Source organism: Martelella lutilitoris, from assembly GCF_005924265.1.
GTDB lineage: Bacteria > Pseudomonadota > Alphaproteobacteria > Rhizobiales > Rhizobiaceae > Martelella > Martelella lutilitoris.
Window position 1 is genome coordinate 29,971 of the sequence record NZ_VCLB01000012.1, and the last position, 26,001, is coordinate 55,971.

A 26,001-nucleotide genomic window follows, 5' to 3' on the forward strand; every position below is an offset into this window, starting at 1 on the left:
ACCGGCGACAGGTAAGCCGCAGGTGTAAGGGCAAGTCCATGCAGAATTCCGCAAACGAACAGCGCGAACGCGCGTCAGAGCAGACCGTCAAGAGCAGCGCCCGCAAGGCGCAGCCTGATGCCTTTGCGATGACGGAGGCGCTCGATCCTGCAAAGCTGAAGGCGGAACTGCGTTCGATCGCAAAGAAAAACGGCGGAAATCCTGACAAGCTGCGTCAGGCCGTGCTTGCCCATCTGAAAGAGGTCAATGCCGCAGGCCGGAAGCGCGCTTACGAGATCCTCAAGGAAAACGGCGGCGGGCTGGAATGCGCCCGGCGGATTTCCTGGCTGCAGGACCAGATCCTGATCGCGTTGCATGGGCTCGTGGTTCAGTCGATCTATCCCGAAACCAACAGCGAATTCACGATCACCGCCGTCGGCGGCTATGGGCGCGGCACGCTTGCGCCCGGTTCCGATATCGACCTGTTGTTTCTGATCAACGGGGCCGACCGCGCCGAGACGTTGAAATCGATCGAATATGTGCTCTACATGCTCTGGGACATGGGGCTGAAGGTCGGTCACGCCACCCGCAGCGTCGCCGAGTGCATCAAGCTTTCCAAGTCCGACATGACGATCCGCACCTCGATCCTGGAGATGCGCTATATCGCCGGCCGCAAGTCGCTCGCCGATACGCTGGAACGCCGTTTCGACGAGGAAATCGTCGCCAATACCGCGCCGGAATTCATCGCCGCCAAGCTCGCCGAGCGCGACCAGCGTCACCAGAAATCCTTCGACACGCGCTATCTGGTGGTCCCCAATGTCAAGGAGGGCAAGGGTGGGCTTCGCGATCTCAACACGCTGTTCTGGATCGCCAAATATTTCTACCGGGTGCCTGAGCCGGCCGAACTTGTCGATCTCGGCGTGTTGTCGCGCCAGGAAATGAAGCTTTTCCTGCGCGCGGAGGATTTTCTCTGGGCCGTGCGCTGTCACATGCACTTCCTCACCGGCAAGGCGGAGGAGCGTCTGTCCTTCGATATCCAGAGCGAGATCGCCGAAGCGCTCGATTATCAGGACCGGCCCGGCCTTTCCGCCGTCGAGCGGTTCATGAAGCACTATTTTCTTGTCGCCAAGGATGTCGGCGATCTGACCCGCATCTTCTGCTCCGACCTTGAGGAGCAACAGGCCAAGGCCGCGCCGACGCTTCCCCGCGCCGTCTGGTCGAAATTCGCCAAGCGCCAGCGCAAGATCCCCGGCTCGCTCGAATTCGTCTCCGATAGCGGCCGCATCGCTCTTGCCGAACCGGACGTCTTCAGGAAGGACCCGGTGGCGATCATCCGCTTTTTCTATGTCGCCGTCATCAACGATCTCGAATTCCACCCCGACGCGCTGAAGGTCGTGACCCGCTCGCTGTCGCTGATCAATACGGAACTGCGCGAAAACGAGGAGGCGAACCGGCTGTTCCTGTCGATCCTGACCTCGCGCAACAAGCCGGCGCTCTATCTGAGGCGCATGAACGAGGCCGGCGTGCTCGGCCGTTTCCTGCCGGAATTCGGCCGCATCGTCTCGATGATGCAGTTCAACATGTATCACCACTTCACCGTGGACGAGCATCTGATCCGCGCCGTTGACGTCTTGTCCGAAATCGACAATGCCGGCGGCGAAAGCGAGATGCATCCGCTCGCCGCCCGTCTGATCACTTCGGTTGAGGATCGCACGGCGCTCTATGTGGCTGTACTGCTGCATGACGTCGCCAAGGGGCGCAAGGAGGATCACTCGATCGCCGGCGCCCGGCTTGCGCGCAAGATCTGCCCGCGCCTCGGCCTCAGCGTCAAGCAGACCGAGCTTGTCGCCTGGCTGATCGAGTTCCACCTTCTGATGTCGATGACCTCGCAGACCCGCGACCTCAACGACCGCAAGACGGTGGTCGACTTCGCCGACAAGGTCCAGTCGCTCGACCGCCTCAACATGCTGCTGATCCTGACGGTCTGCGATATCCGCGCCGTCGGTCCCGATGTGTGGAACGGCTGGAAGGGCCAGCTTCTGCGCACGCTCTATTACGAGACCGAAATCCTGCTTTCCGGCGGTTTCTCCGCCGTGTCCCGCAAGGCCCGCACGGAGCACGCGATCGAGCAACTCGACAATGCGCTCGAGGGCTGGGGCGACAATGAGCGGCACAAATACGCCAATCTGCACTATCAGAACTACATGCTCTCCGTGCCGCTGGAAGACCAGGTGCGCCATGCCCGCTTCATCCGCGATGCCGACAAGGAGCGCAAGCTCTTTGTCACCATGGTGCGCACCAACGCCTTCCACGACATCACCGAGATCACCCTTCTCGCGCCCGACCATCCGCGCCTTCTGTCGATCATTGCTGGCGCGTGCGCGGCGACCGGCGCCAATATCGCCGACGCCCAGATCTTCACCACTGCAGACGGTCGCGCGCTCGATACGATCCTGCTGAACCGCGCCTTCGACGACGACGCGGATGAACTGCGCCGCGCCAAGACGATCGGTCGGCTGATCGAGGACGTGCTGACCGGGCGCAAGCACCTGAACGACCTGATCGCCGCGCGCACGCGCGAGCGCCGCACGGTGCACGCCTTCTCGGTGCCGACCCATGTCTCGGTCACCAACAAGCTCTCCAACATCTTCACCGTGATCGAGATCGAGTGTCTGGACCGGACCGGCCTTCTCGCCGACGTCACCCAGACGCTTTCGGAACTCTCGCTCGATATCCAGACGGCACGGATCACGACCTTCGGCGAGAAGGTGATCGACAGTTTCTATGTGACCGATCTTGTCGGGGCCAAGATCACCAACGAGAACCGTCAGGCGGCGATCGTCGAGCGGATGAAGGCGGTGCTGGAAGACAAGGGCGATGCCTATCGCAAGGGCATGCCGCAGGGCATGCTGCTGCCGGCAGAGAACGGCCAGGAGGCCATTCCGGTCAAAGACGACGGAAACCGTCAATGAGCCTCGCCGGCAAGTTCGCCACCGTCGGCGGCGCCACATTCGCAAGCCGGTTGCTCGGTTTCGCCCGCGAGACGATGATGGCCGCCGCCCTCGGCAATGGCGCCATGGCCGACGTGTTCTACGCCGCTTTCCGCTTCCCGAACCTTTTCCGCCGACTTTTCGCCGAAGGCGCGTTCAACGCCGCCTTCGTGCCGCTGTTCTCCAAGGAGATCGAGGAAAACGGCGTTGACGGGGCCAAACGCTTTTCCGAGCAGGTGTTCGGCGTCCTGTTTTCCTTTCTCCTTGTCATCACCGTGGTGATGGAACTGGCGATGCCGCTTCTGGTGCGTTTCATCATCGCGCCGGGCTTTGCCGATGATGCGGAAAAGTTCGAGATGACCGTGCGGCTCGCCTCGGTCATGTTCCCCTATCTGATCTGCATGTCGCTGATGGCGATGATGAGCGGCATGCTGAACTCGCTGCACCGCTATTTCGCCGCCGCGATCGCGCCAGTGTTTCTCAACCTGGTTCTGATCGGGGTCCTGGCCTATGGCGTCTATGCGGGCGCCGATCCGGAACACATGGCGCGCAATCTCTCCTGGGGCGTGCTCGGGGCGGGCATCATCCAGCTTGGCGTCGTCTATATCGACGTCCGCCGGGCCGGCATGCGGCTCACCTTCCGTTTGCCCAAGGTCACGCCGAAGATCCGCCGTCTCGTCGCGCTCGCCGTGCCGGCGGCGGTGACCGGCGGCGTCATCCAGATCAACCAGATCATCGGCCAGGCGGTCGCCTCCGGCAAGGACGGGGCGATCTCGGCGCTGCAATATGCCGACCGGCTCTACCAGCTGCCGCTCGGCGTCGTCGGGGTTGCCGGCGGGGTCGTGCTGCTGCCGGAACTTTCGCGGGCGCTGAAGGCCGGCAACGCTTCCGAAGCCTCGCATATCCAGAACCGGACCATCGAATTCGTGCTGTTCCTCACCGTCCCGGCCGCCTTCGGGCTGATGGTGATCTCGCCGGAGATCACCCGCGTGCTTTACGAGCGCGGCGCCTTCGGGCCGGAAACGACGGCGCTGGTGGCGGCAATCATGACGGTCTATGCCTTCGGCCTTCCGGCCTTTGCGCTGACAAAGGCGCTGCAGCCGGCCTTCTATGCGCGCGAGAACACCAAACTGCCGATGCGCTTCACGCTGGTCGCTGTCGTGATCAACTCGATCCTGGCGATTTCGCTGTTTCCGATTCTCGCCGAACGCGGCATCGCGCTCGCCGAAGTGGTCTCGGGCTGGACCAATGTTCTGCTTCTGGCGACAACCCTCGTCATCACCGGCCATCTGCGCTTCGACAAGCTGCTGATGCGGCGCGGGCCGCTGATCATCGCAAGCGCCATTGCCATGGCTTTTTCCGTGCGGCTGGCGGCCGGGCGCATGTCCCAATGGTTTGCGCCGGAGGCGGCCTTCCTGCAGCAGCTTGGCGGGCTTTTGATCCTGCTGGGCTTGGCGGCGATCGTCTATTTCGGCCTGGTTCTGGCAACCGGCGGCGTCAACCGCGCGCTGCTCGGGCGGCTGGTGAGGCGCGGCCGCAAGAGTTAGCGCGCTTGCCCGTTTGACCTGCCGCCGCCTGCGGTGCATAAGCGCACTCGACATTCAACAGACCGGGCCTTCCACCCGTCCGAAAGAGACCAAGACATGAGCGAATTCAAGCCGCAAATCTTCTCCGGCGTGCAGCCGACCGGCAATCTTCATCTCGGCAATTATCTCGGCGCATTGCGCAAATTCGTCGCCCTGCAGGAGCAGATGGACTGCATCTACTGCGTCGTCGACCTGCATTCGATCACCGCGCAACTCGTCCATGACGACCTGAAAAGCCAGACGCGCTCGATCACGGCGGCTTATCTCGCCTCCGGTATCGATCCGGTGAAGCATATCGTCTTCAACCAGTCCGCCGTGCCGCAGCATGCCGAGCTTGCCTGGATCTTCAACTGTGTCGCCCGCATCGGCTGGATGAACCGGATGACCCAGTTCAAGGACAAGGCCGGCAAGGACCGCGAGAACGCCTCGCTCGGCCTTCTGGCCTATCCAAGCCTGATGGCGGCCGACATTCTCGTCTATCGCGCCACCCATGTGCCGGTCGGCGACGACCAGAAGCAGCATCTCGAGCTGACCCGCGACATCGCCATGAAGTTCAACCTCGATTTTGCCAAGAAGATCAAGGAGATCGGCAAGGGCGTTGACATCACAGTCGGCGACCAGCCTGTCCATGCCTTCTTCCCGATGGTCGAGCCGCTGATCGAGGGGCCTGCGCCGCGCGTGATGAGCCTGAAGGACGGTTCGAAGAAGATGTCGAAATCGGATCCCTCCGACCTGTCGCGCATCAACCTCACCGATGATGCCGAAACCGTCGCCCGCAAGATCCGCAAGGCGAAGACCGATCCGGATGCGTTGCCGAGCGAGGTCGACGGGCTGAAGGGCCGCCCCGAGGCCGACAATCTCGTCGGCATCTTCGCCGCCCTTTCCGATCGCACCAAGGCCGATGTGCTGACCGAGTATGGCGGGCAGCAGTTCTCGCAGTTCAAGCCGGCGCTGGCCGAGCTCGCTGTCAACGTCCTGTCGCCGGTCAATGCCGAGATGCGCCGGCTGATCGACGATCCGGCCCATATCGACGCCGTGCTGAAGGATGGTTCTGAGCGGGCCGGAGCCATTGCCGAGAAGACGATGAAGGACGTGCACGAGATCGTCGGCCTGCTCTGACGCTTGCTTTTGCGTCATCTATGCTATGATGCGGCGTTCGGATCGCCGGCATGACGTTGCCTGAGAAGGCCTTCTTCTTGCCGGCTCGGCCTTCTGTGCCGGGCCTTGCAGCGGTTCGTTGCCGGACAACACGGAGTTTCGCAAACATGGTTTCCAAACGACTTTCCGGCGAGGCCGGACATCGCCGTAAATTCATGGCCATTGTCGACGATACGCCGGAATGCAGCCGCGCCGTGCGCTATGCCGGTCGGCGCGCCAAGAACTCCAATGGCGGGCTGGTGCTCTGCTATGTGATCCCCGAACACGAGGTCCAGCAGTGGATCGGCGTGCAGGAATTCATGCGGGCGGAGGCCCGCGAAGAGGCCGAGGCGATCGTTAACAAGGTGGCCGAGGCCGCACGCGAAGGCATCGGTATCGAGCCCGAGATCGTCATCCGCGAGGGCGACAGGTCCGAGCAGATCAACGCCGTGGTCGAGGAAGACCGTGACATAGCCATCCTCGTGCTGGCCGCAGGTTCGGCCAAGGACGGGCCGGGCCCGCTGGTCTCGCTTTTGGCCGGCCGCGGCAAGGCCTTCACCATTCCCGTCACCGTTCTGCCCGACGGGCTGGAGGATGCCGATATCGACGCGCTCTGCTGATGCCCTTGCGGTTGAAGGCCAAAGCGCCGATATAGGGATAAAGCCTTGCCTGACGACAAGATTTGGAGATGAAGATGTTCATCCAGACCGAAACGACGCCGAACCCGGCGACCCTGAAATTCCTGCCCGGCAAGATCGTGATGGAAAGCGGCAATGCGGATTTCCGCTCGGCCGATGACGCGATCGTCTCGCCGCTCGCGACCCGGCTCTTTGCCGTGCCCGGCGTCACTGGCGTGATGTTCGGCTATGATTTCGTCGCCGTGACCAAGGGCGATCCCGAATGGCAGCACCTGAAGCCCGCAATCCTCGGCGCGATCATGGAGCATTTCATGTCCGGCGCGCCGGTGATGGCCGGCGAGGCTCCGCAGGTGGAAGACGACAGCGGCGAGGAATTCTTCGACGCCGGCGACGAAACCATCGTCGCCACCATCAAGGAACTGCTCGACACCCGCGTCCGCCCCGCCGTTGCCCAGGATGGCGGCGACATCACCTTCCGCGGCTATCGCGAGGGCACGGTGTTCCTCAACATGCGCGGCGCCTGCTCGGGCTGCCCCTCCTCGACGGCGACGCTGAAGCACGGCGTCCAGAACCTCCTGCATCACTTCGTTCCCGAAGTGGAGCATGTCGAGGCCGTCTGACAACCGTGGCGATACGGTTCTGAAAGGTCCGCAATGCTGATACTGGCGCTCGATACGGCGCAGGCCGATTGCGCGGCCTGCCTTTTCGATACGACAAGCGATGTCGTGCTTGCCCGCACGGTCGAGACTATCGGCAAGGGGCACGCCGAACGGCTGATGGCCGTGATTGATGAAACGCTGCAGCGTGCGGGCAGGGCGCCAGCCGGTTTCGACCGGATCGCGGTCAATGTCGGTCCGGGTTCGTTCACCGGCGTCAGGGTCGGGGTTTCGACGGCCCGCGCTCTGGCGCTTGCGACAAGGACGGAATGCGTCGGCGTTTCATCGCTTTCCGCGCTCGGCTTTCAGGCGCGGGAGCTTGCGCGGGGCCGCGCCGTCATGGCGACCATCGACGCGCGACGGGGCGAGGCCTATGCCCAGGTTTTCGGCGCTGACGGACAAGCGCTCACCGAGCCCTCTGCCTTTGCCTATGAAGCGCTGGACGGCCTGATGCGTCGCCACGATGCCCTCGCCTTTGGCACCGGGGCAAGCGTTGCCGGGCTGGAGGTCGCTGGCGACGTGACCCACATCGAGATCGAGACGATCGCACTGCTTGGCGTCGTTGCCCGTCCGCAAGGGCCGGTGAGCCCGCTTTATCTGCGCGCGCCAGACGCCAGGCCACAGGCGGGATATGCCGTCGCCCGCCGCTGACTGTTCCGGATTTGCCATGCTTCCCTTTTTCAGACGATCGCCGGAAATAGACCTGTTTCCCTTGGGGGACGAGCATCTGGGGCTGGCCGCCGATCTTCACCGCAAGCGTTTCTCCCATGCCTGGAGTGCCGGGGAACTGCGCAAGCTCCTGGGTCAGGCGCCGGTCTTCGGTCATATCGCGCGGCATGTGAACCGCATCGTCAGCCCGCCCGCGGCCGGTTTCGTGCTGGCGCGCAGCGTCGAGGAGGAAGCGGAGATCCTGACGATCTGCGTCGGTCCCGATTATGCCCGCAACGGCGTCGGCTGGCGGCTGATGGTGGCCGCCATGCAGGAAGCACGCATGCGCGGCGCGGCCTATATGCTGCTGGAGGTGGATGCCCAGAACCAGGCGGCGATCGGGCTTTACCGCAAGCTCGGCTTCTTCGAGGTCGGCCGCCGCAAGGCCTATTACGCGCACGACGACGGAACCCGCTCGACCGCGCTTGTCATGCGCCGCGATCTCGGCTAACCCCGAACGTCACGACGTTAATCGGGGAGGTGAGGGCGATGATCTGGCTGCGCTATGCCTATGTGGCGCTCGCCCTGTTTCTCGCAACCGTGATCCTCTCGCCATTGCAGATCATCGCGCTCTGGCGCGGATGGACGCTTGCCCGGAAAATGCCGCGCTACTGGCATATGGTCGCCTGCTTCGTGCTCGGCATCCGCATTCATGTCCATGGCGCAATCGAGACGCGGCGGCCGCTGATGCTCTCGGCCAATCATACGAGCTGGCTCGACATCATCGTCCTCGGCCGCGTTGCCGATGTTGCCTTCATCGCCAAGTCGGAAGTGCGCTCATGGCCGATTTTCGGTGTCTTTGCCCGACTGCAGAACTCCGTTTTCATCGAGCGCGCCGACAAGCGCGGGACCGGCCGGCAGGTCAATTCGATCGCCGAGCGCATGGCGGCGGGCGAGATCATCATTCTCTTTCCGGAAGGCACGACGTCTGACGGCAACCGGCTGCTGCCGCTCAAATATTCGCTTTTCGGCGCGGCCTCGAGCGCGGTGCCCTATTCGCCGGACGGCACGGTCCATGTCCAGCCGGTGGCCGTCGCCTATACCGGTATCCAGGGCATGCCGATGGGCCGGTTCATGCGCCCCGTCGTCGCCTGGCCGGGCGATGTCGGCATGCTGCCGTCGCTTGCCGGCGTCATCAGGGCCCGGGCGCTCGACGTCGATGTCTGTTTCGGCGAAAGCGTGACCTTTACGGCGGACACGAAGCGCAAGGAAGCGGCGGCGGAAGTCGAAGGCCGCATGCGCACGCTTCTTGCCGATCGCCTGAGCGGGCGCTGAAGCGCGCCGGACAAAGCGCGATACGGTCACCTATTTTTTCATTTTCTCGGAAGCCAAACCGCGTTAAAAGGCCCGCCATGACACAGGAAACGACGACAGTGATCCGGCAGGACGCCACCAACCAGCGCAAGGTCTTCATCAAGACCTATGGCTGTCAGATGAACGTCTATGACAGCGAGCGCATGGGCGAGGCGCTGGCCGCCGACGGCTATCAGCCGACCGAGGTCATCGAGGACGCCGATCTGATCCTGCTCAACACCTGCCATATCCGCGAGAAGGCGGCGGAGAAGGTCTATTCCGCGCTCGGCCGCTACCGCGATCTGAAAACCGCTCGCGCCAAAGAAGGCCGCGAAACGCTGATCGGCGTTGCCGGCTGCGTCGCCCAGGCGGAAGGCGAGGAAATCCTGCGCCGCGCGCCCGACGTCAGCGTCGTCATCGGCCCGCAGACCTATCACCGCCTGCCGGAGGCGTTGCGCCGCGCCAAGACCGGCGAGCGCGTGGTCGATACGGAATATGCGGTCGAGGACAAGTTCGACTATCTGCCGAAGAAGGAACGCGGCGTTCGCCCGAAGAACGTCTCGGCCTTTCTGACGGTGCAGGAAGGCTGCGACAAGTTCTGCACCTTCTGCGTGGTCCCCTATACGCGCGGCGCGGAAATCTCCCGCTCGCGCAAGCAGATCGTGGACGAGGCGAAGCGCCTTGCCGAAAACGGCGTGCGCGAGATCACGCTTCTCGGCCAGAACGTCAATGCCTGGCACGGCGAGGGACCGGACGGCGCCGAATGGGGGCTCGGCGAATTGCTGTTCGATCTGGCGAGGGTCGATGGCATCGACCGGCTGCGCTACACCACCAGCCATCCGCGCGACATGGATGAGAGGCTGATGGCCGCCCACCGGGAACTGCCGGAGTTGATGCCCTATCTGCACCTTCCTGTCCAGGCGGGATCCGACCGTATCCTGAAGGCGATGAACCGCCGTCACACTGCCGCCGAATATCTGGCGTTGATCGAGCGCATCCGCGCCGCGCGCCCCGATATCGCCATGTCCGGCGATTTCATCGTCGGCTTTCCCGGCGAGACGGAAGAGGATTTCCAGGCGACGCTGGATCTCGTTGAACAGGTGCGTTACGCGCAGGCCTTTTCGTTCAAATATTCACCGCGTCCGGGCACGCCCGGCGCCGAGCTTGGCGATCAGGTGCCGGAAGCCGAAAAGGCGGACCGGCTGCAGCGGCTGCAGGCGCTCTTGTCGCGCCATCAGCTCGAATTCGCACAGTCGCGGATCGGCATGGAGATGGACATCCTGCTGGAAAAACCCGGCCGCAATCCCGGTCAGCTCGTCGGCCGTTCGCCCTGGCTGCAATCGGTCGTCATCGATGCCGGCGACGCCGTGGTCGGCGACATGGTGCGGGTCCGGATAACGGATGCCTCCGCCAACAGTCTGGCGGCGGTTCGCCTCGATTGAGGCGCGGTTGGCGATCTGTGACGTGTCCGTGAAATCTTGGGGCGTGCCTGAAATTTGCTTCACAAACAGCAGAATCGCGTTTAGCCTTTCTTCATGAAGAGAGATTGGCGAATAAAGACTCACATTTCTGCCGCTTTGCCTCTGTCGTTGACTGAACGATTTCCTATGTATCGCACCAAGTATGCTGCGCCTGCCGGGCGTGAATCCGGCAGGCGATGTCATTTTCTTTTTTCAAGGAGCCGGACCGCTTGAACGCTACTGAAATGGTTGCAAAGCATGAAATCCAGGCGGGGCCGTCTGCGGACGCCAGCCATTTTGTCCTGACCTTCGAGAACAACCGCCACGCCAGCGAATTGTTCGGCCAGTTCGACGAGCACCTGAAATTGCTGGAAAAGCAGCTTTCCGTGACGGCGGTGCCGCGCGGCAATTCGGTCGCGCTTTCCGGCTCGACGCTGGCCACGCATCAGGCGCGCCGCGCGCTCGACTATCTCTATGACCAGCTTCAGAAAGGGTCATCCTTGGAAAAATCCGATGTCGAGGGGGCGATCCGCATGGCCCAGGCCGCCGACGACCAACTGACCCTGCCGACGCTGGAGAGGAAGGCCCGGCTTTCCATGTCGCAGATCTCGACGCGCAAGAAGTCGATTGCCGCCCGCACGCCGGCGCAGGATGCCTATATCCGCGCCATGGAGCGGAACGAACTGGTGTTCGGCGTTGGCCCGGCGGGAACCGGCAAGACCTACCTCGCCGTTGCCCATGCCGCGCAGCTTCTGGAACGCGGCGCGATCGAGAAGATCATCCTGTCGCGTCCGGCCGTGGAAGCGGGCGAGCGGCTCGGCTTCCTGCCGGGCGACATGAAGGAGAAGGTCGATCCCTATCTGAGGCCGCTCTATGACGCGCTCTACGACATGATCCCCGGTGAGCGGGTGGAACGGGCGATCGCGGCGGGCGTGATCGAGATCGCGCCGCTCGCCTTCATGCGCGGGCGCACGCTCACCAATGCCGCGGTCATTCTCGACGAGGCGCAGAACACGACGTCGATGCAGATGAAGATGTTTCTGACGCGGCTCGGCGAGAATTCGCGCATGGTGGTCACCGGCGATCCGAGCCAGGTCGACCTTCCGCGCGGCGTCAAGTCCGGCCTAGTCGAGGCGCTTTCGGTGCTTGACGGAGTGGAAGGCGTGTCGACCAACAGGTTTACCGACAAGGATGTCGTCCGCCATCCGCTCGTCGCCCGCATCGTCGCGGCCTATGAAGGGCGGCTGGTGCCGTCTTCGGGCGGCGCCAAAGACGACGACTGACCATGCCGGACTTCGACTATCAGGTCAGCCGCGAAGCCGACGGTTGGCCCGGGGAGGAGGCGCTGGAGGCCTTCGTCGCCCGCGTGATCGGTGCATCGTCCGCCTATCTGGAGGAGGCGGAAGGCCAGCCGTTTCCCGAAGATCCGCCGGAATTGTCGCTGGTCTTTGCCGATGACGCGATGATCCGGGAGATCAACGCGGAGTGGCGGAACAAGGACAGCGCGACGAATGTTCTCTCCTTTCCGGCCTTTCCGGTGACCCCCGGCGCGATGCCGGGACCGATGCTCGGCGATATCGTGATTGCCTATGAAACGGTCGCGCGCGAGGCCGAAACGCTCGAAAAGAGCTTCGACGATCATCTGACCCATCTTCTGGTGCATGGATTTCTGCATCTTTTGGGGTATGATCACATCGAAAACGAAGAGGCGGAGGTCATGGAAGGGCTGGAGACTCGCATTCTTGCCACACTTGACCTATCTGATCCCTATCAGGGCAGCGACCCTCTCTAACGCCTAAGGAACGATGAACCAGCAACAGATCGTACCGCTTGCAGAAAGCGGTCAGGATACCGAAGACGGATCCTCGCTCGACGAGCCTAACAGTCCGGTCTCGGACAGGAATTCCAACAAGCACACTGGCTCGCCGCTCAGAGGCCTTCTGCTGCGCTTCCGGCGCAACGGAAACGCTGCATCGCGCTTGCGCGAGGACCTTGAGGACGCGCTGTCGACGGACAATAGCGGCGACAGCGATTTCTCGCCCGAAGAGCGAGCCATGCTCAACAATATTCTCAGCTTCCGCGAGGTCCGGGTCGAGGATGTGATGGTGCCGCGCGCCGATATCGACGCGGTGGAGCAGAGCACGACGATCGGCGACCTCCTGCTGATCTTCGAGAATTGCGGCCATTCGCGCATGCCGGTCTTCTGCGAGACGCTGGATGACCCGCGCGGCATGGTGCATATCCGCGACCTGCTGGCCTATCTTTCCAAGCAGGCCCGCGGCCGCCGCCGCGCGCGCACCGCCAATGCGCGCGATGCCGCGAAGGCGAGCGCGACGAAGGGCGGCGAGGTCAAGCCGGCCGAGCGCCCGTCACGGACGCCGCAGAGCCCGCTCGACCTCGGCAAGGTCAATCTCGACAAGACGGTGGCCGAAGCCGGCATCATCCGCCCCGTGCTGTTCGTGCCGCCCTCCATGCTCGCCTCCGACCTGTTGCAGCGCATGCAGGCCGGCCGGACGCAGATGGCGCTCGTCATCGATGAATATGGCGGTACGGACGGTCTCGTTTCCCATGAGGACATCGTCGAGATGGTGATCGGCGAGATCGACGACGAGCACGACAGCGAGGAGGCGATGTTCACGCGCGTTTCCGAGGACGTGTTCCTGGCCGATGCCCGCGTCGAGCTCGAGGATATCGCCGAGGCCATCGGCCCGGATTTCGAGATCGGCGAGCATGCCGAGGATGTCGATACGCTCGGCGGCCTGATCTTCTCCGCCATCGGCCGGATTCCGGCGCGCGGCGAGGTGATCCAGGCCTTGCCCGGCTTCGAGGTGCATATTCTCGATGCCGATCCGCGCCGCATCCGCCGTGTCCGCATCCTGCGCAAGCGTGGGCCCGCGCGTCGGCGTTCGGCGGCTCAGGCCCGCACCGGCGTTCCCGCATTCGAGGAGTCGCGCGGGGCAGGGCAGGGCGAGGAGGCTTTATCCGGGCTTGCCGAAGAGCATGCCGAGACCGCAGACCGGCACTAGCGCATCGGCTCGAAAATCGGGATCGATTTTCGAAAAGAACGATGCGTAGATTCAATAAGTTAGAGCGTCCTTTGTGCGTCCTAAAGGACGCACGGCGCTCTAGCGCATCGGCCCGAAAGCCGGAACCGGCTTTCGGAAAGCACGATGCCTGGATTCAACAGGGTAGAGCTGCCTTTATGCGCCCCAATGGACGCATGGCGCTTTGGCGCCGCCAGGCGCAGACAGGGTGGAAGCGTATCTTGAAGCCAGCGCGTTTTCTTCGGGAACTTGGTCCCTGGCGAAGGCGGCTTGCGCTCTTTGCCTGCGGCGCAGTTTCGACCTTCGCGCTGGCGCCCTTCGGCGTCATGCCCGTCATGTTCATCGCCATGCCCGCCCTGGTGTGGCTGACGGACGGTGCGCTGGCCGGAAAAGCCGGTCGCGCGCGCTTGTTTTCCGGCTTTGGCGCGCTCTGGTGGTTCGGGTTCGGTTACTTTGTTTTCGGTCTCTGGTGGCTCGGCAACGCCCTGTTGAAGGACGCCGGGCTCTATGCCTGGGCGATTCCCCTGGCCGTTTTCGGCTTTCCAGCAATGCTTGCGCTTTTTTACGGCCTTGCCGGCGCGCTTGCGGCGCTCTTCTGGCGGCCGGGTCCAGTGCGTCTTGCGGCCCTCGCGGTCGCCATGGTTGCGGCCGAATGGTTGCGCGGCCATGTGGCAAGCGGCTTCCCGTGGAACGCAATCGCCTACACCGCCATGCCGACGCCGCTTTTCATGCAGTCGATCCGCCTCCTGGGGCTCTATGCAATGGGCGGTTTTGCCGTTTTCGTCTTCGCAAGCCCGGCGCTTCTTTCCGACCCGAGGGGACGACGCATCGGACTGGCCGCGGCGTTCGTGCTGGCGGCGGCCGATATCGGCTATGGAATATACCGGCTCAACACGGCGGCGCCGGCCGCCGAGCGGGTGGTCAATTTCCGTCTCGTGCAGCCGGCGATCGGCGATGCCGCGTGGCGATCGCCCGAGGGCCGCGCCGAGATCTTTGCCCGCCTGATCGCGCTTTCTGGCACACCGGGCGAACCGGGAGCGGCAGAGCCGGACGTGATCGTCTGGCCGGAAAGCACGCTGCCCTTCCTGCTTGAGGAACGGCCTGATGCGCGCACGGCCATCGGCGAAATGCTGAAGCCCGGACAGGTCTTGATCCTCGGCGCGGCCCGCTTTGCCGGCCGCAAGCCCGATGGCTGGCCGGAATTCTACAACGCCGTCTATGTGCTCGATGATGCCGGTCGGACGGTATCCGTCGCCGGGAAGACGCATCTGGTGCCCTTCGGCGAGTATCTGCCTTTCGAGGATTTTTTCCGTGCAATCGGGCTTCAGGCGCTGACGACGCTGCCCGGGAGCTATGTGCCTGTCGAAAACCGGCAGATGCTGCTTCTGCCCGACGGCCTGTCGCTCTTTCCGCTGGTCTGCTACGAGGCGATCTTCCCGCGCCTGGTCGACGGCAAGACCGGCGAGGCCTCGGCCATTTTGAACCTGACCTACGATGCCTGGTTCGGGCGCACGCCGGGGCCCTACCAGCATTTCGCACAGGCCCGCGCCCGCGCGGTCGAGACCGGGAAAACGCTGATTCGGGCCGGTGAAAATGGTGTTACCGCTGTCATTGATTCGCGTGGAAACGTCGTCGGGCGCTTGCCTTTTGATGAACCCGGAATTCTCGACGTGGCGGTTTCTCTTCCATAGGTTGCGTTGGGTGTGATAAGGTGAAAAATTAAATCATCGCGTGTGACAACAAATGCTTCATTAGGAGCCGTTTATTCATCCCATGGTTTTATATTTGGCGCAGAATTGACCGCAATACCCCAAAATTGCATAGTGAAACCGCTTGGTTTTCAACTAGGGCTTTTTGTCGCCCAACTCTGATGGTTGCAATAGCGCTGTCAGGCTTTGGCATCGGGGTCAGTTGTCAAGCTGGTTAAAGTAGGATGGAAAATGACAGAAAACAAAAAAAAGCCGAACCCCATCGACGTTCACGTCGGGAGTCGGATCAGGTTGCGCCGTACCATGTTGGGCATGAGCCAGGAAAAGCTTGGTGAAAGCCTTGGAATTACATTCCAGCAGATCCAGAAATACGAAAAGGGCACCAATCGCGTCGGTGCCAGTCGTCTTCAGAACATTTCGACGATCCTGAACGTTCCGGTATCCTTCTTCTTTGAGGATGCGCCCGGCGATCAGGGGACGAATGCGTCGGGGATGGCCGAAGCGTCGAGCTCCAGCTACGTGGTCGACTTTCTGTCTTCCTCGGAGGGACTCCAGCTCAACCGCGCTTTTGTCAAGATCGGGGACGCGAAAGTACGCCGCAAACTGGTAGACCTCGTCAAGTCGCTGGCCGAGGAAGCCGAGTAAGGCTTTCAGCGCGCAGACAAACCGTCCGGAAGGCTGGCCCAAGCCGTCTTCCGGGCCGTTTTTACGCGCTTTTTTCGGGGATCCGGGAGATATAAAGATATAGTTATATGGTTGTGCGCTTGTCATTTTGCGGCGAAGCGTCTAACAAATTCGGGCAAATTTCTATGTGGGGAATCCCGATGCGCACCAATTACTTCTTCACCAGCGAGTCCGTGTCCGAAGGACATCCCGACAAGGTCTGTGACCGGATTTCCGATGAGATCGTCGACCTGATCTACCGCGAGGCCGTCAAGACCGGCGTCGACCCGTGGTCGGTCCGTGTCGCGTGCGAGACGTTGGCGACGACCAACCGGGTCGTCATTGCCGGCGAGGTGCGGTTGCCGCCAAGCCTGATGAAGAAGGACAAGAACGGCAACGAAATCGTCAATCCCTCGCGCTTCAAATCCGCCGCCCGCCGCGCCATCCGTAATATCGGCTACGAGCAGGACGGTTTTCACTGGAAGACGGTGCGCATCGACGTGCTGCTGCACGCGCAGTCGGCGCACATCGCGCAAGGGGTCGACAATGCCTCCGACAGGCAGGGCGACGAGGGCGCGGGCGACCAGGGCATCATGTTCGGCTTTGCCTGCCGGGAGACGCCGGAACTGATGCCGGCGCCGATCTACTATGCCCACCGTATCCTTCAGACGCTTTCCGAGGCCCGCAAGGCCGGCGAAGGCGACGTTGCGCTTCTCGGGCCGGACGCCAAGAGCCAGGTGACGGTGCGCTACCACCACGGCAAGGCCGCCGAGGTGACCTCGATCGTGCTTTCGACCCAGCATCTCGATGAAAGCTGGGATTCCGAAAAAGTCCGCAGCGTCGTGGAACCCTATATCCGCGAAGCGCTGGGCGAGCTGCCGATCTCCGATGACTGCGCCTGGTATATCAACCCGACCGGCAAGTTCGTCATTGGCGGGCCGGACGGCGATGCGGGGCTGACCGGCCGCAAGATCATCGTCGATACCTATGGCGGGGCAGCGCCCCATGGCGGCGGCGCGTTTTCCGGCAAGGACACGACCAAGGTCGACCGTTCGGCCGCCTATGCCGCGCGCTATCTCGCCAAGAATGTGGTCGCCGCCAACCTTGCCGAGAAATGCACGATCCAGCTTGCCTACGCCATCGGCGTCTCTCAGCCGCTGTCGATCTATGTGGACCTGCACGGGACCGGCAAGATCAAGGAGGAAGAGGTGGAAAAGGCGATCCGCGCGACCATGGACCTTTCGCCGTCGGGCATCCGTCGCCACCTCAACCTCAACAAGCCGATCTACGCCAAGACTTCCGCCTACGGCCATTTCGGCCGCAAGGCCGGCCGTGACGGTTCGTTCTCCTGGGAGCGGCTCGATCTTGTGCGCCCGCTGAAACAAGCCCTGAAGAGCTGATCCGCCGCCGTGAGCGAGAATTCCCAACACGAGGCCGGGAAGGCCTTTTTCGGCCGTCGAAAAGGCAAGCCCTTGCGCGACCGGCAGGCGCGCAATCTCGAAGAGGTGCTGCCGGCGCTGGCGATCGACCCGTTTGGTCCGTCGCCCGATGACCTGCGCTCGCTCTTTGCCGCCGAGGTAAACACGCTTCGCCTGGAGATCGGTTTCGGCGGCGGCGAGCATCTGCTGCATCGCGTGCGCGAGGAGCCGGCGACCGGCTTTATCGGCATCGAGCCCTTCGTCAATTCCGTGGCCAAGCTTCTGGGCCAGGTCGAAGGCGCCGAACCGGACAATCTGCGGCTTTATGATGATGATGCGGTTGCCGTTCTCGACTGGCTGCCGGCAGCATCGCTTGACCAGATCGACCTGCTCTATCCCGATCCCTGGCCAAAACGCCGGCACTGGAAGCGCCGTTTCGTCTCGCAGGTCAATCTCGACCGGTTTCATCGCGTGCTGAAGCCGGGCGGCCGCTTTTGCTTTGCCTCGGACATCGATTCCTACATCAACTGGACATTGCTGCACTGCCGTCGGCACGGCGGGTTTTCATGGCAGGCAAAGACGGCCGGCGACTGGCTCACGCCCTACGACAACTGGCCGGGAACGCGCTATGAGGCAAAGGCGCGCCGCGAGGGACGCTCGAGCGCCTATCTGACGTTTCTGAAGATCTGAGAGGACAGGACGACCTCAGCTCAGAGCATTTCGCAGTCAGATGGAAACATCTGAAGTCCGCGAAAATACGTCAAAACAAATAGATAGAACGGTTGCGCGTTTCCAAGACAGGCGGAACAGCTCTAGCCTATTGAGGCCGCGCATCGTGCTTTCCGAAAATCGATTCCGATTTTCGGGCCGATGCGCTAGTGGAGCGTGACGGTCTTCAGTTCCTCTTCCATGGCCTTGAAGAAGATGCTGGTGCGGTTTTCCGTCAGAAGCAGCAGCGTGCCGTCGGCGCCGAACAGGGCCCACAGCTTCTCAGCGGTCTTGACCCCTTGCGCATCGGGAAAATGCTTGAGCGCCTCTTCCCGTTCGAAGGCGCGATAGTAGCCGAGGCGGCCTGCGCCGAAGGCGGCGAGCTGATCGGTTTCGAGGAAGGTTGCCGCGGACGGGAATTTCATGGGGTCAGGCTGCCTTTGTCTTGAGCATGGGTGAACACAGGCTTCGAAAACGACCTGCGCCAAGGTTCCGAAGCTCGTGATTTCAAAGGCTATTCTGAGACCGAAATCTTAATTTTTCGTACCTCCTGGGGACGCCGCGCGATGTCGATGGCAAGAAGACCACGATCGAGCGTCGCGCCCACAACCTCCATGCCGTCGGCAAGGGCGAATTGGCGGCGGAACTGGCGGCCGGCGATGCCGCGAAACAGGTATTCGCCGCTTTCGCGCTCTTCCCGATTGCCGCTGACGACCAGAATATTGTCCTCGGCCACGGCGTCGAGTTCGCTTTCATCGAAACCGGCGACGGCCAGCGTGATCCGCAAGAATACGCCAGAGGGCTCTTCGGGAAACCACTCCACGTCGAAGGGCGGATAGCCGGACGCGCCCTTGAAGGCGGCGTCTTCGGGGCGACTTTGCAGCATCCTCGGATTGATGCGCAGATCGATTCTCGGCATGGGGCGGCTCCGTTTCTCTTCTGCGATATGGGGCATGGTCGCACACCTGGCAAGGCTGCGCCTGCTTGACAAGCGCCGGGCCAGTCTCCATTCCGGACATCTCGGATTTCATGTAGGCAGAGACAAAGAAAATGTGCGCACGAAAAATCATCATCGATACCGATCCCGGTCAGGATGACGCGGCCGCGATCATGCTGGCGCTGGCGAGCCCCGAAGAGATCGATGTCCTCGGGATCACCGCCGTTGCCGGCAACGTGCCGCTGGCGCTGACGGAGCGCAATGCGCGCATCATCTGCGAGCTTTCGGGCCGGGCCGACATGAAAGTCTTCGCCGGCTGCGACCGACCGATGCATCGCCCGCTGGTGACCGCCGAACATGTCCACGGCAAGACCGGCCTTGACGGCCCGGAACTTGCCGAGCCGACAATGGCGCTGCAGGACATGCATGCGGTCGATTTCATCATCGAGACGCTGAGGGCCGAGCCGGAGAAGACCGTGACGCTCTGCACCCTCGGCCCGCTCACCAATGTCGCGACGGCTTTTGAAAAAGCGCCCGATATCGTCGGCCGCGTCCAGGAAATCGTGATGATGGGCGGCGGCTATTTCGAGGGCGGCAACATCACGCCGTCGGCCGAATTCAACATCTATGTCGACCCGGAAGCGGCGAAGGCCGTGTTCGCAGCCGGCATTCCGATCGTGATGATGCCGCTCGACGTCACACATCAGCTGCTCTGCCTGAAGGAACGCGTCGACCGGATCGACGCAATCGGCCGTCCGGCCGCACAGGCGATGGCGGCGATGCTGCGTTTCTACGAGCGGTTCGATGTGGAAAAATACGGCTCGGACGGCGGCCCGCTGCATGATCCCTCGGTGACCGCCTATCTGTTGAAGCCGGAACTCTTTTCGGGCCGCGAATGCAATGTCGAGATCGAGACCGGTTCCGAGCTGACGCTGGGTGAGACGGTGATCGACTGGTGGCACGTCACAGATCGCGAGAAGAATGCGCTGGTGATCGGCAAGGCCGACGCGGCGGGTTTCTTCGACCTGCTGACGGAACGCTTGGCGCGGCTCTGACGGACAGAACGCCGCCCTTCGGGGCGGCATCATGCCTTTGCCGGCCGTGCGGCGTCTACAGCCGCGCCTTCACCTCATCCGCCGTCGGGATCGAGGGCTGTGCGCCGGGCTTGAGGCAGGCAAGGGCGCCTGCGACCGAGGCGCGGTGCGCCGCGGCCTCGAAGGAGAGGCCCTGTTCCAGCCCGCTCGCCAGATAACCGCAAAAGGTATCGCCGGCGCCGACCGTGTCGACCGGATCGATCTTCAGCGCGTCGATCCGGAAAAACGCGCCTTCATGCATGGCAATCACGCCATCGCCGCCAAGGGTGATCACCATGGTCTGGCCGGTCTTGTCGTGGTGGGTCTTCAGCATCGCGATCCGACCCTCGCTGCCCAGTTCCTCGGCGCCGACGAGGCGTTCGAACTCGGTCTCGTTGGCAATCACGATGTCGGCGAGCGCGCCGAGCTCGGCGGCTTCCGGCGTCAGCGGCGCGGTGTTCAGGACCGAGGTTACGCCCTTCTTGCGCGCTGCATGAAGCGCCGCGCGGATGGCGGGGGCAGGGACCTCGAGCTGCAGCATCAGCAGGTCGCCGGGCGACATCCGCTCGACGGCCGCCAGCGCGTCGTCTTCCGTCAGCGTGCCATTGGCGGCGGCGTTGATGACAATCACGTTTTCGCCGTCGCCGCCGACGAGGATCATCGCCGTGCCGGTCGGCCCGTCCGTGGTCTTGAGACATGACAGGTCGACGCCGGCCTCTGCCAGAAGCGCCGTTGCCGGCGTGGCGAATTCGTCGCTGCCGACTGCCCCGACCATGGCCACCTCAGAGCCTGCGCGACGGGCGGCGAGCGTCTGGTTTGCGCCCTTGCCGCCCGGTGCGGTGGTGAAGGACGTGCCGGTCACGGTTTCGCCCGGTTCCGGCAGGCGTTCGGTGGTGGCGATGAGATCCATGTTGATGGACCCGAAAACCGTGATCATGGCGCTTTCTCCTCTGGCTTGGGCCGTCGCAAACGCGATGCTCCGGCCATGCTCTCAACGAGGGTTTTATGGCGAAGAGCAGGCCATGACAATCAGTCCTCGTCGACAACGCGCAGTTTCATGCGACCGACGCCGGAAAAGGCCGGGTCGTCATCGCCATGCGGGGCAAGCGGACGCTCCACACTTTCGGCCTGCCTTTCGCCGCGCGTCTCGAATTCCAGCGCGCCGATCCGCTCTCCGCGCCGGGCGATCTTGCCGGTGGAGACCCTGATCTGCTCGACATCCTGGCGTGCCTGCGAGAAATGGCTGTTGAGCTTCTCCACGCGTTCGTTCAATCGGCCGAGATCGCCGATCAGATGGGCGACTTCGCCCTGGATCAGATGCGCCTGTTCGCGCATGCGCTGGTCCTTCATGACGGCCTGCACCACCTGGATGGAGAGCAGCAGAAGCGTCGGCGAGACGATGACCACGCGGGCGGCATGGGCGCGCTGGATGCTGGCCTCGAAATGTTCGTGGATATCGGCGAAGATCGATTCGGACGGCACGAACAGGAAGGCCGTGTCCTGGGTTTCGCCCGGCAGAAGGTACTTGCCGGCAATGTCGCGGATATGGGTTTCCAGATCGCGTCGGAAGCGCTGGCCGGCGGCGCGCCTTGCGTCCTCCTCTTGCGCATCGCGCATCGTGTTCCACGATTCCAGCGGAAATTTCGCGTCGATGATCAGCGGCGGCGCGCCGTTCGGCATGTCGATCACGCAATCCGGCCGCGTGCCGTTGGAAAGCGTTGCCTGAAACCGGAAGGTGCCGGAGGGAAGCGCGTCGGCGATGATCGCCTCCATCCGCCCCTGGCCGAAAGCGCCGCGCGTCTGCTTGTTGGAGAGGATCGCCTGCAGGCCGACCACGTCCTTGGCCAGCGACTGGATATTGTTCTGCGCGGCGTCGATGACGGCGAGCCGTTCCTGCAGCCGCCGCAGGTTCTCATGCGTCGTCTGGTGCTGCTGGTGGAGCGTGGAGCCGATGCGCTGCGACAGCCCGTCGAGGCGCGAGCCGAGCGCGGCGTTGAGCTCCGACTGGCGGCTGCCGAAAAGCTCCGCCATCGTCGCCATACGCCCCTGCATCTCCGTCTGGGCGCGGACCAGATTGTGCAGTTCCCGTTCGAGCGCGGCCGAGCGGCGTCCGGAGGCGGTCCTGATTGCCAGCACGAGGATCGTCGCGGCAAGCAGCAGGGCCACCGACCCGGCCAGAACAATGACCGGGTCGGCCATCGCGATCGCATTCGTCAGTCTGTCCATCAGGCGGCCCTCTCTTGAAACGAGGCTAGCATAAAACCATCTGAAGAAAAGATCAAAACAAGAACATTTATCGGTTTAGCCGGAAAGCCCGATCGGCCGGCTTTTCAGCAAAACGAAACCGTTTCCTCTTTCGCCAACATGCGCTATCAGAGCCCCATGACAACGATGCCTTTGATAATTCTGCCGGACCCTCTGCTGCGCAAGGTCTCCGAACCGGTCGAGCGGATTGACGACGACCTGAAGAAACTCGCCGGCGACATGCTGGAAACCATGTATGAGGCGCCCGGCATCGGGCTTGCCGCGATACAGGTCGGCGTGCCGCGTCGCATGCTGGTGGTCGATGTCGCCAGCCGGGATGAGGAAGAGGGCGAGGAAGAAGGGGAGCGGAAGAAGAACCCGCTCGTGGTCATCAACCCGACCATTGTGACCTCCTCCGATGAACGCTCGGTCTATGAGGAAGGCTGCCTGTCGATCCCGGAATTCTTCGCCGAGGTCGAACGGCCGGCGCGCGTCAAGGTGCGCTATACCGATCTTAACGGCAAGGAACAGGAGATCGACGCCGACGGCCTGCTTTCCACCTGCCTGCAGCACGAGATCGACCATCTCGACGGCGCTTTGTTCATCGACTATCTCTCGCGGCTGAAGCGCGACCGGGTAATCAAGCGCTTCACCAAGGCGTCGCGCCAGCAGAAGATGTAGATCTCTGCCGGGTCAAAACGCGAAAGGACGGATCATGGCGCTCAAGCTCATCTTCATGGGAACGCCCGACTTCTCCGTGCCGACCCTGCGGGCGCTCGTCGAGGCCGGGCACGAGGTCGTCGCCGTCTACACCCAGCCGCCGCGCGCGGCCGGCCGGCGCGGGCTTTCCGAGGTCAAGTCGCCGGTGCATCAGGCGGCGGAGCTTCTGGGCCTTGAAGTGCGAACGCCCGTCAATTTCAGACAGGACGAGGACCGCGCGGCGTTTCGCGCGCTTGATGCCGATGTCGCCGTGGTGGTCGCCTACGGGCTGATCCTGCCGGAGGCCATTTTGAGCGGCACGCGGCTTGGCGCCTATAACGGCCATGCCTCGCTTCTGCCGCGCTGGCGCGGTGCCGCGCCAATCCAGCGCGCCATCATGGCCGGCGACGCCGAAACCGGCATGATGATCATGAAGATGGACAAGGGGCTTGATACCGGCCCGGTGGCGCTCACCAACAAGGTTTCGATCGGCGAGAATATGACCGCGGGCGAACTGCACGACCGGCTGATGCTGAAGGGCGCGAAGCTGATGGCGGAAGCCATGGCGAAGCTGGAAGGCGGCGATCTGCCGCTTGTCCAACAGGCCGAGGACGGCGTGACCTATGCGAGGAAGATCGAGAAGGCCGAGACCCGGATCGATTTTTCCAGACCGGCCGCCGAGGTTCATAATCACATTCGCGGGCTTGCGCCCTTTCCCGGCGCCTGGACCGAAATGCCGACGGAAAAGCGCGCCGAGCGGGTGAAGGTGCATGAAAGCCGCATCGGCGCGGGCGAGGGGCCTGTCGGCGCCGTGCTGGACGCAGAACCGCTCACCATTGCCTGCGGCGAGGGCGCGGTCCGGCTCACGAGGCTGCAGAAGGCCGGCGGCAAGGTGCTGGACGCGGAGGATTTTCTGCGCGGCAATGCTCTGCCGCCCGGCACGGTCCTTTTCTGATGCCGCGCTATCGCTGCACGGTCGAATATGACGGCACGGCCTATGTCGGCTGGCAGCGCCAGGCGACCGGCCGCTCCGTTCAGGGCGCGTTGGAAGAGGCCGTCAAGGGTTTCTCCGGCGAGGATGTGTCGATCCGCGGCGCGGGACGGACGGATTCCGGCGTGCACGCGCTTGGCCAGGTCACCCATTTCGACCTCGAGCGGACCTGGAGCGAGTTCACCCTGCTCAATGCGGTGAACGCCCATCTCCGCCTGGCGCGCGACGGTATTGCCGTGACCGAGGTCAGCGAGGTCGGCGATGATTTCGACGCGCGCTTTTCCGCCGTCAAGCGTCATTATCTTTATCGCATCATCAATCGCCGCGCTCACCTGGCGGTGGACTACAAGCGGGCCTGGTGGGTGCCGCGTCCACTTGACCACGCGCTGATGCACGAGGCGGCGCAGCGCCTCGTCGGACGGCATGATTTCACCACCTTCCGCTCGGTCCAGTGCCAGGCGAAGTCCCCGGTGCGCACGCTGGACCGGCTCGATGTCACCCGCGATGGCGATGTCATCGAGATCCGCGCATCGGCGCAGAGCTTCCTGCACAACCAGATCCGCTCCTTCGCCGGTACGCTGAAACTCGTCGGCGAGGGGAAAATGAGCGACGAGGACGTTCAGGCGGCGCTGGAAGCGCGCGACCGGCGGGCCTGCGGAACCGTCGCACCGCCCGAAGGGCTGTTTTTCATGCAGGTCGACTATCCTTGAGTGGGTAGCATGGTTGCATTCGCCGGCGGCCACATGTATCAATAAATCCAGATTTATGGATATATTGGAGGCCCTGATGCCGGTGACCATCTATCACAACCCCAATTGCGGCACCTCGCGCAACGTCCTGGCGATGATCCGCCAGTCGGGCGAGGAGCCGGAGATTATCGAATATCTGAAGACCCCGCCGACGCGCGCGCGTCTTGTCGCGCTGATCGGCGAGATGGGCATTCCGGTGCGCGATCTCCTGCGCCGCAAGGGCACGCCCTATGACGAGCTCGGCCTCGATGATCCGGCGCTTTCCGATGAGGCGCTGATCGATATGATGATGGCGCATCCGATCCTGATCAACCGGCCGATCGTGGTGACGGCGAAGGGGACGAAGCTCTGCCGCCCGTCGGAGACCGTCCTGGAGATCCTGGAAAATCCGGACATTGGCGGGTTCTCGAAGGAAGATGGCGAGGTCGTCATTCCGGGCAAGGGCAAGTCCGAATGAAGCTTCCCGACGATGACGACATGCCGGTTCTGGATCAGGAGGCGTTTCGGCCGATAGACCGCGCGCGCCTCTTTGCCGAGGACGATTTTTTGCATGCGCCCCGCATCCTGATGCTCTACGGCTCGCTGCGCGAGCGCTCCTATTCGCGGCTTTTGACGGAAGAGGCGGAAAGGCTCCTGAAAGCCTATGGCGCGGATGTCCGCATCTTCGATCCGCACGGCCTGCCGCTGGTCGGCAGCGTGCCGGACGATCATCCCAAGGTGCAGGAGCTCAGGGGCCTGTCCATCTGGTCGGAAGCGCAGGTCTGGTGCTCGCCGGAGCGCCACGGGGCGATGAGCTCGGTGATGAAGACGCAGATCGACTGGCTGCCGCTGTCGTCGGGTGCGGTCCGGCCCACCCAGGGCAGGGTGCTGGCGCTGATGCAGGTCTGCGGCGGCTCGCAGAGCTTTAACACGGTCAACCAGCTGCGCATTCTCGGACGCTGGATGCGGATGATCACCATTCCAAACCAGTCCTCGGTGCCGAAGGCCTTCACCGAATTCGACGAGGCCGGCCGGATGAAGCCGTCCGCCTATTATCGCCGCGTGGTCGATGTGATGGAAGAACTGATGAAGTTCACGCTGCTTCTGCGCGGACGCAGCGACTACCTGACCGAGCGTTATTCCGAGCGGGTGGAGAGTGCGGCGGAACTGTCAAAACGGGTCAATCAGCGGGCGATCTGAGGCGACGGCGAAGCCAAACCGTTCTGTCGTGGTCATTTCGGTAGTCGAACCGGCGGCTTTGTGTGTGCGTGCACTTGCCCGACCGCCTTCTCCCCGTCAAGCCCGAGGATGACGCCGGAGACGGACGAGGCCGAGCGGAG

Annotated in this window: 26 protein-coding genes; 22 read left to right on the top strand and 4 right to left on the bottom strand. The window is 63.1% G+C overall.

Translation table 11 applies throughout. The annotated features are described in order from the left end of the window. The first annotated feature begins 38 nt into the window (after positions 1-38). From FF124_RS19585 to trmB, 16 genes are all read left to right on the top strand, one after another. Positions 39-2,951, top strand: a complete 2,913-nt coding sequence (locus FF124_RS19585) for a [protein-PII] uridylyltransferase (protein WP_138750169.1) — start codon at positions 39-41, stop codon at positions 2,949-2,951. Next, complete coding sequence (murJ, locus tag FF124_RS19590) at positions 2,948-4,516, top strand: murein biosynthesis integral membrane protein MurJ (RefSeq protein ID WP_138750170.1); 1,569 nt, start codon at positions 2,948-2,950, stop codon at positions 4,514-4,516. Before FF124_RS19585 ends, murJ begins: the two co-directional genes overlap by 4 nt. A 96-nt stretch (positions 4,517-4,612) precedes the next feature. Next, entirely contained in the window at positions 4,613-5,674 is a 1,062-nt protein-coding gene (gene trpS / locus FF124_RS19595) for a tryptophan--tRNA ligase (RefSeq protein ID WP_138750171.1), read from the top strand. A gap of 146 nt (positions 5,675-5,820) precedes the next feature. Then, on the top strand, positions 5,821-6,312 hold the full coding sequence (locus FF124_RS19600; RefSeq protein ID WP_138750172.1) for a universal stress protein: 492 nt from the start codon (positions 5,821-5,823) through the stop codon (positions 6,310-6,312). 74 nt (positions 6,313-6,386) lie between these two features. After that, on the top strand, positions 6,387-6,950 hold the full coding sequence (locus FF124_RS19605) for a NifU family protein (protein WP_138750173.1): 564 nt from the start codon (positions 6,387-6,389) through the stop codon (positions 6,948-6,950). A 33-nt stretch (positions 6,951-6,983) separates the two neighbouring features. Further along, on the top strand, positions 6,984-7,637 hold the full coding sequence (tsaB, locus tag FF124_RS19610; RefSeq protein ID WP_138750174.1) for a tRNA (adenosine(37)-N6)-threonylcarbamoyltransferase complex dimerization subunit type 1 TsaB: 654 nt from the start codon (positions 6,984-6,986) through the stop codon (positions 7,635-7,637). 16 nt (positions 7,638-7,653) lie between these two features. Continuing rightward, entirely contained in the window at positions 7,654-8,145 is a 492-nt protein-coding gene (locus tag FF124_RS19615; RefSeq protein ID WP_246072581.1) for a GNAT family N-acetyltransferase, read from the top strand. A 38-nt stretch (positions 8,146-8,183) separates the two neighbouring features. Next, positions 8,184-8,969 carry a lyso-ornithine lipid O-acyltransferase gene (gene olsA / locus FF124_RS19620; RefSeq protein ID WP_138750176.1) on the top strand — a complete coding sequence of 262 codons (786 nt, stop codon included), beginning with the start codon at positions 8,184-8,186 and terminating at the stop codon, positions 8,967-8,969. 77 nt (positions 8,970-9,046) lie between these two features. Continuing rightward, positions 9,047-10,429, top strand: coding sequence for a tRNA (N6-isopentenyl adenosine(37)-C2)-methylthiotransferase MiaB (gene miaB, locus FF124_RS19625; RefSeq protein WP_138750177.1), 1,383 nt, complete (start codon positions 9,047-9,049; stop codon positions 10,427-10,429). A 263-nt stretch (positions 10,430-10,692) separates the two neighbouring features. Beyond that, positions 10,693-11,730: a PhoH family protein gene (locus FF124_RS19635; RefSeq protein WP_138750179.1), complete on the top strand. Its 1,038-nt coding sequence runs from the start codon at positions 10,693-10,695 to the stop codon at positions 11,728-11,730. A 2-nt stretch (positions 11,731-11,732) separates the two neighbouring features. Continuing rightward, positions 11,733-12,239, top strand: a complete 507-nt coding sequence (gene ybeY / locus FF124_RS19640) for an rRNA maturation RNase YbeY (protein WP_138750180.1) — start codon at positions 11,733-11,735, stop codon at positions 12,237-12,239. Positions 12,240-12,252: 13 nt separating this feature from the next. Further along, positions 12,253-13,473 (top strand): hemolysin family protein, encoded by a 1,221-nt coding sequence (locus FF124_RS19645; RefSeq protein ID WP_138750181.1) that lies wholly within the window; start codon positions 12,253-12,255, stop codon positions 13,471-13,473. A gap of 239 nt (positions 13,474-13,712) precedes the next feature. Then, on the top strand, positions 13,713-15,182 hold the full coding sequence (lnt, locus tag FF124_RS19650) for an apolipoprotein N-acyltransferase (RefSeq protein WP_187327012.1): 1,470 nt from the start codon (positions 13,713-13,715) through the stop codon (positions 15,180-15,182). 249 nt (positions 15,183-15,431) lie between these two features. After that, the gene (locus tag FF124_RS19655; protein WP_138750183.1) at positions 15,432-15,845 is read left to right on the top strand and encodes a helix-turn-helix domain-containing protein; all 414 of its coding nucleotides are present in this window, start codon (positions 15,432-15,434) and stop codon (positions 15,843-15,845) included. A gap of 179 nt (positions 15,846-16,024) precedes the next feature. Beyond that, positions 16,025-17,263, top strand: coding sequence for a methionine adenosyltransferase (metK, locus tag FF124_RS19660; protein WP_138750184.1), 1,239 nt, complete (start codon positions 16,025-16,027; stop codon positions 17,261-17,263). A 9-nt stretch (positions 17,264-17,272) separates the two neighbouring features. Next, positions 17,273-17,971, top strand: a complete 699-nt coding sequence (trmB, locus tag FF124_RS19665) for a tRNA (guanine(46)-N(7))-methyltransferase TrmB (protein ID WP_138750185.1) — start codon at positions 17,273-17,275, stop codon at positions 17,969-17,971. 185 nt (positions 17,972-18,156) lie between these two features. Here the strand turns inward: trmB and FF124_RS19670 are convergent, their stop codons facing one another. Together FF124_RS19670 and FF124_RS19675 are read right to left on the bottom strand one after the other, a co-directional pair. Further along, positions 18,157-18,414 (bottom strand): BQ00720 family protein, encoded by a 258-nt coding sequence (locus FF124_RS19670; RefSeq protein WP_138750186.1) that lies wholly within the window; start codon positions 18,412-18,414, stop codon positions 18,157-18,159. Between the two features lie 89 nt (positions 18,415-18,503). After that, positions 18,504-18,908 (bottom strand): Hsp20 family protein, encoded by a 405-nt coding sequence (locus FF124_RS19675; protein ID WP_138750187.1) that lies wholly within the window; start codon positions 18,906-18,908, stop codon positions 18,504-18,506. 131 nt (positions 18,909-19,039) lie between these two features. Between FF124_RS19675 and FF124_RS19680 the strand changes: the two genes are divergently transcribed. Beyond that, the gene (locus FF124_RS19680) at positions 19,040-19,981 is read left to right on the top strand and encodes a nucleoside hydrolase (RefSeq protein WP_138750188.1); all 942 of its coding nucleotides are present in this window, start codon (positions 19,040-19,042) and stop codon (positions 19,979-19,981) included. A 55-nt stretch (positions 19,982-20,036) separates the two neighbouring features. Here FF124_RS19680 and FF124_RS19685 read toward each other — a convergent pair whose 3' ends face one another. Beyond that, positions 20,037-20,936: a ribokinase gene (locus tag FF124_RS19685; protein ID WP_138750189.1), complete on the bottom strand. Its 900-nt coding sequence runs from the start codon at positions 20,934-20,936 to the stop codon at positions 20,037-20,039. A 92-nt stretch (positions 20,937-21,028) separates the two neighbouring features. Further along, on the bottom strand, positions 21,029-22,225 hold the full coding sequence (locus FF124_RS19690) for a DNA recombination protein RmuC (RefSeq protein ID WP_138750190.1): 1,197 nt from the start codon (positions 22,223-22,225) through the stop codon (positions 21,029-21,031). A gap of 156 nt (positions 22,226-22,381) precedes the next feature. On the opposite strand from FF124_RS19690, the gene def reads away from it, so the two are divergent. The 5 genes from def (at position 22,382) to arsH (ending at position 25,861) form a co-directional block, all read left to right on the top strand. Beyond that, positions 22,382-22,924, top strand: coding sequence for a peptide deformylase (gene def, locus FF124_RS19695; RefSeq protein ID WP_210237512.1), 543 nt, complete (start codon positions 22,382-22,384; stop codon positions 22,922-22,924). Between the two features lie 34 nt (positions 22,925-22,958). Beyond that, positions 22,959-23,897 carry a methionyl-tRNA formyltransferase gene (gene fmt / locus FF124_RS19700; RefSeq protein WP_138750192.1) on the top strand — a complete coding sequence of 313 codons (939 nt, stop codon included), beginning with the start codon at positions 22,959-22,961 and terminating at the stop codon, positions 23,895-23,897. Then, positions 23,897-24,643 carry a tRNA pseudouridine(38-40) synthase TruA gene (truA, locus tag FF124_RS19705; protein ID WP_138750193.1) on the top strand — a complete coding sequence of 249 codons (747 nt, stop codon included), beginning with the start codon at positions 23,897-23,899 and terminating at the stop codon, positions 24,641-24,643. Before fmt ends, truA begins: the two co-directional genes overlap by 1 nt. A gap of 76 nt (positions 24,644-24,719) precedes the next feature. Continuing rightward, positions 24,720-25,139 carry an arsenate reductase (glutaredoxin) gene (gene arsC / locus FF124_RS19710; protein ID WP_138750194.1) on the top strand — a complete coding sequence of 140 codons (420 nt, stop codon included), beginning with the start codon at positions 24,720-24,722 and terminating at the stop codon, positions 25,137-25,139. Beyond that, complete coding sequence (gene arsH, locus FF124_RS19715) at positions 25,136-25,861, top strand: arsenical resistance protein ArsH (protein ID WP_246072583.1); 726 nt, start codon at positions 25,136-25,138, stop codon at positions 25,859-25,861. Before arsC ends, arsH begins: the two co-directional genes overlap by 4 nt. The last annotated feature ends 140 nt before the right edge of the window (positions 25,862-26,001 follow it).